Below are 13022 nucleotides of genomic sequence, written 5' to 3'. Positions count from 1 at the left end.
GGACTGGCGGCATGCAGCAGGCGGCGATCCAGCGCTGTGTTGAAATGTTGACGGGCGCACGGCGCGACCTTCAGCCCTTGGCGGAGCTCCCGGCGGATATCCGACCCGCTGACCTGGCCGAGGGCTATGTGGTGCAGGATGTGCTGTTGGCCGTGCAAAACGCAAAGGCCTGCGGTTACAAGATCGCAGCGACTTCGGCCGTCGCGCAGACGCTGCTTGGGGTGGATGGCCCATTCTTCGGTCGCCTGTTGGAAGAAGCCTATCATGACAGTCCGGCTCATCTACCGGCGGACAGGTTTTTGTTCCGCCTTATAGAGCCGGAGTTTGCGTTCATTCTCGCGGAGGACCTGCCGCCCCGAGGCGCCGACTACAGCAGCGACGAGGTTAGCCAAGCCGTCGCAAGCTTGCATCCGGCCTTCGAGATCGTCAGCAGCAGCTTCGGTAGGGACTGGACGAAACGTGGCGCACCTTCGCTGGCGGCGGACAACGCCGTACATGGTGCATTCGTCTTGGGGCTGGGAACGGAGGATTGGCGCCATCTCGACCTAGCAAATCTAGAGGTGCGATTAACCGTCGATGGAGAGGCCTTCAGCAGCGGTCGCGGGGAGGCTGTCCTCGGCCATCCGCTCAGGGCGCTCACATGGTTGGCTAACGATCTAACACGACGTGGGCGTGGATTACAGGCAGGGGAGACGGTAACCACGGGTCTGGTTACCGCAAAGTTTGCCTTGCTCGAAGCTGGGCAAGGTTGCCGGGCGGACTTTGGTCCCTTGGGTGAGGTAACCCTCGCTTTTGAGTGATTCAGCGGGAAAGCGGTTCGCCTGAACGTTCAGCGTCTCGCGCTGATCATTGTATGGTCGCGTTCTTGTGACCAAATGTAATCTATGTAGTAGTTGTATTCTTGTCCTGGCAGACAATGATTCATGGTTAGGAATCACCAGGAGGAACGGTTAAATGCCGATTATCAAACGACGCGGTTGGGCCCTGCCCGAGTCCGCTGTGACGCCGGAACGCCTCTTTCATCAGCGACGCAGGTTCGTCGCGGGGTTGGCGGCTGGCCCGATTCTGATGTCGGCCGGTGCTTTGCTGGCGGGTTGCGAGGAGCAGGACATCAAGACAGCCAGTGCCGAGACAACGGACGATCCAAGCGCCAAGCTGTATCCGGTTGAGCGGAACACGACCTACAAGGCAGAGCGACCCTTGACCGATGAGCGGCTAGCCACGACCTACAACAACTACTACGAGTTCGGATCTTCAAAGAATATCTGGCAGCGCGCTCAGGATCTGCCAATCAGACCCTGGACGGTCCGGATCGATGGGATGGTTGAGCAGCCCTTCGAAATTGATATAGATGACCTGCTGGCCAAGATGCCGCTTGAAGAGCGGGTTTATCGCCATCGTTGTGTCGAAGCTTGGTCGATGGTTGTGCCCTGGAGCGGCTTCCCGCTACGAGCCTTGGTTGACCTCGCGCGGCCTCTGTCTAGCGCCAAATATGTGAAAATGGTGTCCTTTTCGAATCCCGAGGTTGCTGTTGGTCAGAAGGCGGCGTGGTATCCCTGGCCCTATGTAGAAGGGCTCACGATCGCCGAAGCGACGAACGATCTGGCCTTCATTGCAACCGGAATTTATGGGAAGCCCATGCCTAAGCAGAATGGAGCCCCCCTGCGCTTGGCGGTGCCCTGGAAGTACGGCTTCAAATCGACCAAAGGAATCGTGCAGTTTGAGTTCACCGACAAACGACCCTTTAGTTTCTGGGAGAATATCCAGGCCAGCGAGTATGGCTTTTGGGCCAACGTCAATCCGGAAGTTCCACACCCGCGTTGGAGCCAAGCCACCGAGCGCGTGTTAGGTTTCGATGAACGCGTGCCGACACAGCTTTACAATGGCTATGGCGAGTATGTTGCTGAACTCTATGATGGCCTTGAAGGTGAGAAACTCTTTATGTGAAGGGAAGTGAATGGGTCCGCTAGGAATTAGGCAAAAGCGACAGACGAACGGAAGATTGGTGACCAGGGTCCTGTTGGGCGCCTTGTTGGTTGCCGGCGCGCCTTTTGTCATGCAAGTCAAACCCTTCGCCGGCTGTAGCGACTCCCCAAGGCCTGGCGTCGATTGGACCGCCTGCTCGAAAACCCGCTTGCGTTTGGTGGGTAGTGAACTCGACAACGGAAACTTCGAGCGCGCGGATTTGAGCAGCAGCGACCTCAAGAGTGCGCAGTTAAAAGGCGCAATCTTCATTTCGGCAGATTTGTCGCGGACTCGGCTGGCCGAGGCGGAGCTGACAGGCGCCAATCTAGAGCGAGCCTATGCCGGACGCGCGAATTTCAAGGAGGCACATCTGCCGGGAGCAAACCTCCATAAAGCCGATTTGGCGCGGGCCGATTTTACAGGCGCCGATTTGCGTGGTGCCGACCTCACCAAAGCTGAGATGAGCCGGACCCTGTTGACGCAGGCGACTCTCGACGATGCAAAGTTCCGCAGCGCATTGCTGGTGCGCACGGATCTCCGTGGAGCGTCCTTATCGGGTGCCGATTTCTCGCAAGCGATCATGATGCTCGTGCATCTTGAGGGCGTTGACCTTTCCAAGACCCAAGGCTTGACGCAGGAGAATCTCGGGCGCTCTTGCGGGGACGACCAAACGGTCCTGCCAGCGGGCATGGCTCGCCCGACGACCTGGCCCTGCCAACCCGAGGAATAAACTACGGCAGCGGAATGAACTCTCCAGACAGCAAGGAAATGGGAGCAGACTGGATATGCCAGCCTATCTGATTGTCGATACCAAGATTACCGACCCGGAAGCCTATGAAAATTACAAGGCGCAGGCAAAGCCGTTAGTCGAGAAGTACGGCGGAATTTATAAAGTACGGGGCGGTGAACTGGAGGTGTTCGAAGGAGACCTTTGGAAGCCGACACGGCTGGTAGTTATCGAATTTCCCTCAATGGAGCAGGCGCGAACTTTCTATCATTCGCCGGACTATGCGCCGGTGAAGGCATTACGCCAGGGAGCATCGGTTTGCTCCTTGGCATTGGTTGACGGCCTATAGCGGGAACGGAAGGAGCCGTGATGGCGCGGCTCCGTTCTTACATGACATCGCCGCACATCAGGCGGCCAGTGGTGCTGCCTCGGTCTTTTCGCTGACGTCGAGCTTAATGACGGGCCATCCGGCCTGTTCCATCCGCCTCGCCGATTCACGAACGGCATCGGGGTCGAAACCAGCGAGTTCGCAAACGATCCGCATGTCCTGACCGCTCAGCAACCATGAACGCGCCTGATCACATTCGATCTTCACCGCATTGTCGGCACTCTCCGGCAATTTGCGGCAGGCGTCCTGGAAAATACGGAACAGCACTGCGCACCAAAGGCGCTTCTCGGGGGTAAGCGTTGCGGCGTCTTTAAGACCGTCTGGATCAAATCGGCTCATCTGTCACTCCATTCTCGTCGCACATCTATGCCATATTCTTGTGCTGGCGTCCCGCCACTTTTGCAGTCTCAGCCTAACTCACCGAAAAAAATGCCGGGAAACCTTTCGATTTCCCGGCAAGTTGAACAGGGAGGCTTCACGTCTGGGAGACGTAGGATTCCAAAAAGGAACCCCTTCCGGGCCAAGGGCCCGGAACTCTTTGCCGACGAGGGGACGTCGGCAAGCCGGTTGATGTTGCGACGCAACATCGATAAGCCCAAGATAATGATGGATGCCGGCTATACCACACCAAATTTAGCAGCATTGACATGCACGTGGCGCATGGCTTGGTGAAAATGCCATATAACTACTAAACAGACCCGCCTGAAATGCCGTTTCTAGAACCGCTGCGCCGTTACGTGGCGTAATAGGAAGTCCCTGAAAACCTGGATTCTTTTGGAGCTGCGGAGCTCTTCAGGGTAAACGAAATAGGCGTCAATGGTGGGTCCCGTCAACTCGGGAAGAACCTGGACGAGGTCAGACGAACCCTGCGCCATGAACTCCGGCAGGGCCCCAAGACCGGCCCCGGCCTGCACTGCGCGCATCACGCCGTAGACGTTGTTCACGGTCAGCGCTGGTTTGCGAAGCTGCCCCGAGTCGTTGCCAATGCGCAGCAGCCAGTTGACATCCGGGACGGGGGGACGGGCATCCTCGCCATAAACGACCAGTCGATGTTTATCGAGATCCTTGGCGGATGCCGGTGACGAACTTTTCTTCAGATAATGCGGCGACGCGTAGATATTGATGTGGACGGTCAGCAAGTGCCGCTGCACGAGGTCTGCCTGTCTGGGAGGGGAAAGCCGGATCGCGACGTCCGCTTCACGCATCGAAAGGTCAAGCTCCCGATCCGCCAATATCAGGTGTGTTTCGATATCCGGATACAACTCAATGAATTCGCGCATGCGTGGCGCGAGCCACGTCGATCCAAAGGCAACCGTCGTTGTGATCTTGAGCGCACCGCGCGGCCGATCTTTACTTTCAGCAAGCTGGGCCTCGACCATCGAAAGCTTACCGAAAATTTCATGGGCCGTACGGTAAAGCAGTTCGCCCTGTTCAGTCAGGATCAAGCCGCGCGCATGCCTGTGGAACAGCGTCACATTGAGGCTGTCCTCAAGCGCGCTGATCTGGCGGCTGACCGCCGATTGACTGAGGTTAAGCTGATCACCGGCATGGGTGAAGCTGCCCGCCTCGGCAACGGCGTGAAATATTCGCAGCTTATCCCAATCCATGCGGTCCCCCAGCCGCTAGCGTGATCGAATCAGACCCTGCATTCCGAAAATGCATGGCGACTCGCAAAAGAGTTTGAAGTATAGGCAACCTCAAACTGCCTGTCTTCCTTCTTTGCTCAAGCGCGACGTGAATTGCTTCATGGCCGCCAGTGTTTCATCTGGTTTTTCCAGCATTATCATGTGCCCGCTTTCGGGAATGACGATCGCTTCCGTCCGTTCCATCATTTGGCTCAGCTTGAGCCCGGCTTTTGCTGGGGTCATGCGGTCTTTGTCACCCAGAACCAATAGTGTTGGGCAAGTGATGCCATCGGATTCGACCTTGTGCGAATTGCATGCGCTTAGATCTCGGAACAGGCTATTGGGGTGCGCTTGCTCCAACAAACGCTCGCCGCCCCAAACCAGGTAGAGGCCGGGAATTTTGGCGCCGCCTATATGGCCGGTTGGTCCATAACCCCAATCGGAAATCAGTGATGCCGCCTTACGGTCGTTGGCCTGAGCGGCGGCCAGCAAGTCTGGGTGAACCGGCATGCGCGGCGCTACGCCCAACAAGATGAGGCCGGTGACTTGTTGTGGATGCAGACGTGCGGTCTCCAGGGCGATGAGCGATCCCATGGAATGGCCAACCAGGACGGCGCCGGCGACTCCGGCCGCGGTAACAAGCTGCGATACCCAGTCCGCCCAGTCACCGATACTTGTCTTGGCCTCGCCATCCGACTGACCGTGACCGGCCAGATCGGGAACCAAGACCGCGTGGCCGCGATGGGCGAAATAGCGGCTTTGCAGCGACCAAACTGTTCGATCCATGCCTGCGCCGTGCAGGAAAATCATCGCCGGCAGGTTGGGATCGAACTGGCGCCCGCCGGTGGCGGCATGAACACGGTGGCCGTCTACGGTCAGTTCCATGAGCTTACTTCCAGGTTACTAAGAGTGTTTTTGTATCAACGATCGTCGCGCTGGGAATGGCGAAGGGCGTTGCGCAGATCGTCAATGATGTCATCGGCATCTTCCAGTCCGACAGATAGCCGAACCATATCTTCACCGACTCCGGCCTCGCGCAGGTTTTCGGTGGAAAGCTGAGAATGCGTTGTGCTTGCTGGATGAATAACCAGGGTCTTGGCATCACCCACGTTGGCCAGGTGCGAGGAAAGCTGGCATCCCTCGATGAAACGGGCGCCGGCATCTCGGCCCCCCTTTACGCCAAAGGAAATGATCGAGCCCGCGCCCTTCGGCAGCAGGCGTTGCGCCAGCGCGTGGTCGGGGTGGCTCTTCAAACTGGGGTGCAACACCCAGGAAACCGCCTCATTTCCCTCCAGGAACGCCAGCACCTTTTCGGTGTTCGCCAAGTGCCGCTCCATACGGATCGAGAGAGTTTCGATACCTTGCAGGATGTAGAAAGCTGTTTGCGGGGACATGCTGGCCCCAAAATCGCGCAGGCCTTCCGAGCGCGCCCGCATCAGAAACGCCTGGGGTCCGAATTCGTCTGAAAAATCAATGCCATGGTAGCCTTCGTAGGGTTCTGTAATGGTAGGGAACTTGCCCGACCCCTCCCAATCGAAACGCCCCGAGTCAACCAACAGCCCGGCGATCGCCAATCCGTGGCCGCCCAACCACTTGGTGGCCGAATGAACCACCAGGTGAGCCCCCATCTCAACCGGGCGCAACAGGGCCGGCGTGAGAAAGGTGTTATCGATCACCAGGGGTACTTTGGCTTTGTGGGCGATGTCGGCAACGGCCGGCAGATCAAGAATCTCCAAGCCAGGATTGCCCACAACCTCCGCGAAGATCATGCGCGTTTCCGGGCGGATGGCGGCACGGAACGCCTCTGGCTTGCGAGGGTCGACGAAGGTTGTGGTGATTCCAAAGCGCGGCAGGGTGTGCGTGAAGAGATTGACTGATCCACCGTAGAGCGAGCGCGATGAGACGATATGACCGCCTTGGCCCATCAACGTCGCAACCGCAAGAAACAGCGCCGCGTGGCCGGAGGCTGCGCCGACGGCGCCGACGCCCAGGTCAAGGGCTGCGATGCGCTCTTCCAAAACCGAAACGGTCGGATTCGATATACGGCTGTATAGATGGCCCGCCTGTTCCAGATTGAAGAGCGCTGCGGCGTGGTCGCCGCTCCGGAAAACGTAGGACGTGGTCTGGTAGATAGGGACCGCGCGTGAGCCAGTGACGGGATCCGGTTGATGTCCGGCATGTAGGGCCAGCGTATCGGGCTTCAGGAATTTCGGGTTCGTCATGGAGGACTCCAATCCGCCTCGGGTCTGAAGAAAATCATAAGGCAGAAATGCGTGGAGGGCCTGACGATCCTCATTTTGGGATCGTGGCCCTCCATCGTTCGTTGCCTCTACCTGTCCACTTGCCGGGATGGTGATGGAACGTTAAAGCGCAGACACGCGATTGGTCAAGTCGCATTTGTGTCAAAATAGTTAACAGATTGAAATACCGAAGAAAAGGGCCGTCGATTTTGTTAATCGGCGGCCCAGAGGACAGGGAGGTTTCGAAAAGAGGGAGTTAAGACCCCGGCATCCGTCCAACCGGAGTACAGCTCTACAATAATATTAAAGTCCTTAACAATTGATTAAATTTTACGCAAATAATTGCGATCTTTATTCAGGGTCGATTGTTCGACGAATTTCCAATATTGGTGGTTTGGGCGGCTCCTAGATGAGCCGCCTTCGCATTGACTTGGTAGATCCCCCTACTGGGCGGTCCAGCCGCCGTCGATCGACTGTGTGGAGCCGGTGATTTGTTCGGCCGCCGACGAACAGAGGAAAGCAGCCAACGCGCCGATTTGTTGCGGTGTCACGAATTGCTTGGACGGTTGTTTGGCTTTCAACAATTCAACGGCTGCTTCATCAATGCTGCAATTCTCCTTAGCGGCAAGGGCCTCGATTTGACGCTCGACGAGGGGGGTGCGCACCCAGCCCGGGCAAATGGCATTGCAAGTGATACCGCTGCCGGCGGTTTCCAGGGCGGTAACCTTGGTCAGTCCTACCGCGCCGTGCTTGGCTGCGACATAGGCTGATTTGTTGGCCGACGCCACCAGACCGTGGGCCGACGCCACGTTGATGATACGGCCCCAACCCGCCTTATGCATGAATGGAAGCGCGGCTTGCGTCGCATGGAAGATGGCGGACAGATTGATCGCGATGACGGCGTCCCAACGGTCGCGCGGGAACGCCTCTATCGTGCTTGTATGTTGAATCCCGGCATTATTGACCAGGATATCGGCGCTTCCAAAGCGTGCGGCGGCGCCTTTGACCATGGCGGCGATCTCATCGGGCCGGGTCATGTCGGCGCCATCGTAGGCCACGTCGACACCTTTACTTTCGGCGAGCTCGCGGCGGGTGTCCTCTATTTCGGTTGCGTCGCCCAGCCCATTGAGCACGATACGGCAACCCTGCGCTGCCAGCGCCTCGGCGATGCCGAGGCCGATGCCGCTGGTGGAGCCCGTGACGATGGCGGTCTTACCCTGCAACATGATGTGCATTCCTTTCGTTTGCTTCGTTCCTGTATGCATTCCGCAGTGATAGCGAGGTCGCGGGCTCGGTTAAAGGGCGAAAACGAACGACAAACCTACTTGTGACTTGGCGACGGGGTTTCGAGAACGCACTATTGCCCCATGATGGATCAGCCGTTTTCCGAAACGCTTCTGGCCTGGGCCTTCATCCTTGGCTTTTACGTCTTGCCGTTGCTGCATGTGGTTTTGTCACCGCGCGGCGGCGCTTGGCGTGTGGGGCCTGACGCCCGTTGCCCCTTCGCGCCGCGTATCGGGTGGCTGGTCATCGTTCTGGTACTTGGGATTATCGGTTGGTTCCTCTTCATGCGCGCAACTGCGAAGCGCGGATTGGAGGAATCCGGTGGCGGGCCCGCTTAAGACTTGAAAAGGCTTTCGGCGGTACCGCGGTGGCTTTGCTTGCGATCAATAACGGCCTGAGCGCGTTCGATCTCGCTCCGCAGCCCTGCGATATAATCTTCAAGCTCGGCAACACCCATGATTTCCAAGTCTTTAAGAATGGCTTTCTTTGCGCGGGGTTCCAGGTCGTCGCTATCCATACGTTGGTTCCTCCCTGCAATGAAAACGCTGCTATTGCCAACTTATCGCCGGGGCTTGCGCCGCTGTCCGTTGGCATACTAGACCTGGGTGCCATCCGCAGCCAAGGGAGCGATGATTATGAGTGCGTCTTTACCCGGTAACCTGCCAGATGAGATGACCGTCATTGAGATCAGGGAGCCGGGTGGGCCCGAGGTCCTTATCCCGTCGCAACGACCGCTGCCGGTTCCCAAGCCGGGTGAGGTGTTGCTCCGCGTTCGTGCAGCAGGTGTCAACCGCCCCGATGTATTGCAGCGTGCCGGCAACTATCCGCCGCCGCCGGGCGCGTCCGACATACCGGGCCTAGAGATTGCCGGAGAGATTGTGGCCTTGGGTGAAGGCGTTCAGTCGCTTTCTCTTGGGAATACCGTAACTGCTTTAGTAACAGGTGGTGGCTACGCCCAATACTGCGCAGCGCCGGTGGAGCAGTGCCTGCCGATTCCAGCAGGCTTGGATTTCATTGCGGCGGCAGCCTTGCCGGAAACCTTCTTCACGGTTTGGAGCAATGTGTTCGATCGTGCTGGATTGCAGCCGGGCGAATCGCTTTTGGTGCACGGGGGATCCAGCGGTATCGGAACCACGGCCATTCAACTTGCCACGGCTTTGGGATCGCGCGTATTCGCAACAGCGGGATCCCCAGAAAAACTGGAGGCCTGTCTGCGGCTCGGCGCAGAACGCGCGATCAACTATCGGGATGACGATTTCGTTGAGGTCGTCAAGGAGGCGACGGATGGCAAGGGCGTCAACGTTATCCTCGACATGGTCGGCGGCGATTATATCGCGCGCGATATCAAAGCCTTGGCGCCGGACGGGCGGTTGGTTTTCATCGCCTTCCTGGGCGGGCCGGTGGCCGAAATCAACTTTCAATCGATCATGCTGAAGCGCTTGACGGTCACGGGATCGACTTTGCGGGCGCGCGACGTGGCTTTCAAATCAGCGATAGCCCAGGCGCTTCTCAAGCGGGTCTGGCCTTTGATCGAGGCGGGTCGGATCGCTCCCGTCATCCACAAAACCTTTTCCCTGGAGCATGCCGCAGCTGCTCATGCGTTGATGGAATCGTCCAGCCATATCGGAAAGATCATGTTGGAGGTCGCATAAGGGCTTTATCCGCAGCGAGGGAGTCCGTATATTCCGCCCCAATTCCATGATTGTTTAAAAGTCACTGTCCATTCGTTGGATGGTGCAGTCGGTGGGACGTATGAGACGCCCCCCGCTAAAAGGAGGTTCTATGGCTACCCCCCTCATGCCCAAGGCAACGGCCGTATGGCTGGTTGACAACACGAAACTGAGCTTCGACCAGATCGCTGACTTCTGCGGTTTGCATGTGCTGGAGGTTCAGGGCATAGCCGACGGCGAAGTGGCTACCGGGATTCACGGCCTGGACCCTGTTGCCAACGGTCAGTTGACTAAGGAAGAGCTGGAACGCGGCGAGGCCGACCCCTCCGTGCGCCTGGAGTTGGCGAAGCAGAACCTGCCGCAGCCTGCAAAACGCACCAAGGGTCCGCGCTACACGCCGCTCGCCAAGCGCCAGGACAAGCCCGATGGCGTTGCCTGGCTGCTGCGCCATCACCCGGAGCTTTCGGATGCTCAGATCGGCAAAATGATCGGCACCACCAAAAACACCATTCATGCGGTGCGAGAGCGGTCACATTGGAACAGTGCTAACATTCGCCCGCGCGATCCGGTGCTTCTCGGCTTGTGCAGCCAGAGCGAATTGAATGCGTCGGTCGAAAAGGCCAGGAAGAGCGCGAAGGGTACCGAGCGTCAGCAGCAAAACGAGAAGGCGCAGACTCCCTTTGAGGGCGAGCAGGGCGAGCCGAGTCAAAACCCGATCGATTGATGCGAACTTAATCTTCGCAGAGTGGCACCCGAGCCTCGCCATCCTGGCGAGGCGTCGTCAGGATACGGCAGGTATCGTATCCTGCGGCGCGGAAGTGTGCGGCGATCATCTTCAGGGTTTCGTCGGACAAACTCTCCTCGCGTGAAAGTATCCAGCCGTAATCACGCGAGGGATGCCCAACGGCGGACCATCGGTAATCGTCGTCCAGGGCGATGATGGTGTAGTCGCCCGCAGCGGGCCAGAGCCACCAGCCGAAGATTTCGACGAAGGTTACCTCCAAGGCACCGCGGTTGAGCGCGCCCGTCAGCCGGGCCCTGCCTTCGGCTTCCGTCCTTCCGCCGCCAGCCGTCTGACAGGCGTTGAGAACCGTGAGCCGTCCGGGCTCTTCAGCAAGCGCATAGGTCGCGGTTGCTCGGGCCACGCAGTCTTCCTGAAACCAAGCGGGAATGCTGGCGATCTCGTGCCACAAACCCAGATAGCGGCCGATCTCGAAATTAAGGATTGGATTTACGGTCTGGTCTTGCGCAGGAGCCCGAGTGGGTTCAAACAGCAGGGCAACCCCAAGCACGGCGAGCAGGTGTGGCCATTTCCTCATACCATTAAGCTTGGCGCGATTTGCTTCAAAGTCAAAGGCGGTCATGGCCAACGATTCGCACTGTCCGGAAAGTCCTTGCGTTGCGGGTTGACGACACAGAAGCGATGCCCGCTGGGCGCCTCCAGAACAATCCAGCGCTTAATCTTGGCGATACGCTTGGCGCCGAGCGCTTCCAGACGACTTGCTTCCGCCTCTTGGTCGTCGGTTTCGATGTCGAGGTGGACCCGCGCTTCATGCTCGACCTTCTGGACCAGCACTTTGACCTCGCCATCCGGCCCGACGAGATCGACGTAGGGTCCGGTAGCATCGCCGACCTCATAACCCAGCGCCTGCGCCCAGAACTCAGCGGCCGCCGCGAGATCATCGGTTTGGCAATCAATGACCAGTGATCCCAATCTTGAACCATGCATTTTTTGCTCCTGTCGGCAAAGTTCTGTGCGGATCACAAATTTTGGCCCTTAAACGGCAAAAGGCCAAAGAAAAAGCGTCACCATGATGTCGTTCTTTGGCATTGGCATTATAACGCCTTCCTTCATACTCGACGCGATTCGCAGCATCCGCGCGCCGAGGCCAAAGGATTTGCCGTATGAGGATTCGTGATCTCAAGACTTTCGTGGTTGGCAATCCGCCACCCCTTGCCGGGGGGCGTTACTTCATTTTCGTGAAGTTAGTGACCGACGATGGGATCGAAGGCGTCGGCGAGGTCTATAATGCCACAGTCGGACCGGCCGCTGTCGTCGCCATGATCGAGGATGTCTTCAGCCGACATGTTGAAGGGAGCGATCCTTTCCGCATTGAGCGGCTTTGGCGCAATGTTTACAGCCAGGGCTATTCCCAACGGCCGGATATCTCGCTGATGGGTGTCTTGAGCGGCTTGGAGATGGCCTGCTGGGACATCCTGGGCAAAGCGTTGAACAAGCCCGTGTATGAGCTGTTGGGTGGCAAAGTGCATGAGCGCTTGCGGAGCTATACCTATCTTTATCCACGCCCGGAGGAGGGGGGCGCCTATGCGCCCTCGCCGGTTTATAGCGATCCCGATGCCGCCGCAGAACGGGCAGTGGAGTACATGAACCAGGGGTTTACGGCGCTGAAGTTCGACCCGGCCGGCCCCTATTCTGCCTTTGATCCGCGTCAGCCCAGCCTGGAATCCCTTGAGCGGAGCGCGCTTTTTTGCAAGCGCATCCGGGAGGCCGTCGGTACGCGCTGTGATCTGTTGTTTGGAACACACGGTCAGTTCACGACGTCTGGCGCCATTCGACTGGCGCGACGCCTTGAGCCTTACGACCCGCTTTGGTTTGAAGAGCCGACGCCACCGGAGATGCCTGAAGAGATGGCCAAGGTCGCGCGTCAGACCCGAATCCCAATTGCCACGGGTGAGCGTTTGACGACCAAGTACGAATTCGCTCGTGTTCTGCAGTGTGGCGCAGCCTCGATCCTGCAAATGGCGTTAGGGCGGGTAGGCGGATTGCTCGAAGCCAAAAAGATCGCGGGCATGGCCGAGGCCTATTATGCGCAGATCGCTCCGCACCTTTACTGCGGGCCGATCGAAGGTGCTGCGAACATTCAGATTAGTGCCTGCACACCAAACTTCCTGATCTTGGAATCCATAGAAACCTGGGGTGGATTTCACAGCAGCATTCTCAAAAAGCCGATTCGCTGGGAGGAAGGCTACGTGATTCCGCCCGACGATCCTGGTTTGGGTGTTGAGTTAAATGAGGAAGTTGCGCTAGCGCACCCCTACGAGGGCAGCGATCTGCACCTCGTTCCAGCTAGCGATCCCATCAGATAGAGGAGCGAAGAACTT

Annotated in this window: 16 protein-coding genes; 8 read left to right on the top strand and 8 right to left on the bottom strand. The window is 58.1% G+C overall.

Features of this window, described 5'->3' with window-relative positions:
* Positions 1–11 precede the first annotated feature (11 nt).
* The 4 genes from ABIE63_RS09470 to ABIE63_RS09455 all read left to right on the top strand — a co-directional run bounded on the left by ABIE63_RS09470 (position 12) and on the right by ABIE63_RS09455 (position 3041).
* Positions 12–800 carry a fumarylacetoacetate hydrolase family protein gene (locus tag ABIE63_RS09470; protein WP_354504194.1) on the top strand — a complete coding sequence of 263 codons (789 nt, stop codon included), beginning with the start codon at positions 12–14 and terminating at the stop codon, positions 798–800.
* Between the two features lie 154 nt (positions 801–954).
* Positions 955–1947: a protein-methionine-sulfoxide reductase catalytic subunit MsrP gene (gene msrP, locus ABIE63_RS09465; RefSeq protein ID WP_354504193.1), complete on the top strand. Its 993-nt coding sequence runs from the start codon at positions 955–957 to the stop codon at positions 1945–1947.
* A 58-nt stretch (positions 1948–2005) separates the two neighbouring features.
* Positions 2006–2695 carry a pentapeptide repeat-containing protein gene (locus tag ABIE63_RS09460; RefSeq protein ID WP_354504192.1) on the top strand — a complete coding sequence of 230 codons (690 nt, stop codon included), beginning with the start codon at positions 2006–2008 and terminating at the stop codon, positions 2693–2695.
* A 55-nt stretch (positions 2696–2750) separates the two neighbouring features.
* Positions 2751–3041, top strand: coding sequence for a DUF1330 domain-containing protein (locus ABIE63_RS09455; protein ID WP_354504191.1), 291 nt, complete (start codon positions 2751–2753; stop codon positions 3039–3041).
* Positions 3042–3098: 57 nt separating this feature from the next.
* Here ABIE63_RS09455 and ABIE63_RS09450 read toward each other — a convergent pair whose 3' ends face one another.
* The 5 genes from ABIE63_RS09450 to ABIE63_RS09430 all read right to left on the bottom strand — a co-directional run bounded on the left by ABIE63_RS09450 (position 3099) and on the right by ABIE63_RS09430 (position 8171).
* Complete coding sequence (locus tag ABIE63_RS09450; protein ID WP_183416114.1) at positions 3099–3419, bottom strand: hypothetical protein; 321 nt, start codon at positions 3417–3419, stop codon at positions 3099–3101.
* Positions 3420–3796: 377 nt separating this feature from the next.
* On the bottom strand, positions 3797–4687 hold the full coding sequence (locus ABIE63_RS09445; protein WP_183416113.1) for a LysR family transcriptional regulator: 891 nt from the start codon (positions 4685–4687) through the stop codon (positions 3797–3799).
* Between the two features lie 90 nt (positions 4688–4777).
* The gene (locus ABIE63_RS09440; RefSeq protein ID WP_354504190.1) at positions 4778–5590 is read right to left on the bottom strand and encodes an alpha/beta hydrolase; all 813 of its coding nucleotides are present in this window, start codon (positions 5588–5590) and stop codon (positions 4778–4780) included.
* Between the two features lie 35 nt (positions 5591–5625).
* On the bottom strand, positions 5626–6927 hold the full coding sequence (locus tag ABIE63_RS09435) for an O-acetylhomoserine aminocarboxypropyltransferase (RefSeq protein WP_354504188.1): 1302 nt from the start codon (positions 6925–6927) through the stop codon (positions 5626–5628).
* Between the two features lie 461 nt (positions 6928–7388).
* Complete coding sequence (locus tag ABIE63_RS09430) at positions 7389–8171, bottom strand: 3-hydroxybutyrate dehydrogenase (protein WP_354504187.1); 783 nt, start codon at positions 8169–8171, stop codon at positions 7389–7391.
* Positions 8172–8312: 141 nt separating this feature from the next.
* Here ABIE63_RS09430 and ABIE63_RS09425 point away from each other — a divergent pair, with 141 nt between their 5' ends.
* Entirely contained in the window at positions 8313–8567 is a 255-nt protein-coding gene (locus tag ABIE63_RS09425) for a hypothetical protein (protein WP_354504185.1), read from the top strand.
* Here ABIE63_RS09425 and ABIE63_RS09420 read toward each other — a convergent pair.
* The gene (locus ABIE63_RS09420; RefSeq protein ID WP_183416109.1) at positions 8564–8746 is read right to left on the bottom strand and encodes a DUF1192 domain-containing protein; all 183 of its coding nucleotides are present in this window, start codon (positions 8744–8746) and stop codon (positions 8564–8566) included. The two genes, ABIE63_RS09425 and ABIE63_RS09420, sit on opposite strands and share 4 nt — an antisense overlap.
* 118 nt (positions 8747–8864) lie before the next feature.
* Here ABIE63_RS09420 and ABIE63_RS09415 point away from each other — a divergent pair, with 118 nt between their 5' ends.
* Together ABIE63_RS09415 and ABIE63_RS09410 are read left to right on the top strand one after the other, a co-directional pair.
* Positions 8865–9881 carry an NAD(P)H-quinone oxidoreductase gene (locus ABIE63_RS09415; RefSeq protein WP_354504184.1) on the top strand — a complete coding sequence of 339 codons (1017 nt, stop codon included), beginning with the start codon at positions 8865–8867 and terminating at the stop codon, positions 9879–9881.
* Between the two features lie 130 nt (positions 9882–10011).
* On the top strand, positions 10012–10623 hold the full coding sequence (locus ABIE63_RS09410; RefSeq protein WP_354504183.1) for a cell cycle transcriptional regulator TrcR: 612 nt from the start codon (positions 10012–10014) through the stop codon (positions 10621–10623).
* Between the two features lie 7 nt (positions 10624–10630).
* Here ABIE63_RS09410 and ABIE63_RS09405 read toward each other — a convergent pair whose 3' ends face one another.
* Together ABIE63_RS09405 and ABIE63_RS09400 are read right to left on the bottom strand one after the other, a co-directional pair.
* The gene (locus ABIE63_RS09405; RefSeq protein ID WP_354504182.1) at positions 10631–11263 is read right to left on the bottom strand and encodes a lipocalin family protein; all 633 of its coding nucleotides are present in this window, start codon (positions 11261–11263) and stop codon (positions 10631–10633) included.
* The gene (locus ABIE63_RS09400; RefSeq protein ID WP_354504180.1) at positions 11260–11628 is read right to left on the bottom strand and encodes a VOC family protein; all 369 of its coding nucleotides are present in this window, start codon (positions 11626–11628) and stop codon (positions 11260–11262) included. The genes ABIE63_RS09405 and ABIE63_RS09400 overlap by 4 nt, the downstream gene beginning before the upstream one ends.
* 176 nt (positions 11629–11804) lie before the next feature.
* On the opposite strand from ABIE63_RS09400, the gene ABIE63_RS09395 reads away from it, so the two are divergent.
* Complete coding sequence (locus tag ABIE63_RS09395; RefSeq protein ID WP_183416106.1) at positions 11805–13007, top strand: mandelate racemase/muconate lactonizing enzyme family protein; 1203 nt, start codon at positions 11805–11807, stop codon at positions 13005–13007.
* Positions 13008–13022: the final 15 nt, after the last annotated feature.

Origin of the sequence: Limibacillus sp. MBR-115 (assembly GCF_040549425.1) — a bacterium.
Taxonomy (GTDB): Bacteria; Pseudomonadota; Alphaproteobacteria; order Kiloniellales; family CECT-8803; genus Limibacillus; species Limibacillus halophilus.
Note: the sequence above shows the minus strand (reverse complement) of the source record. Positions and strands in the feature narration are given on the sequence as shown.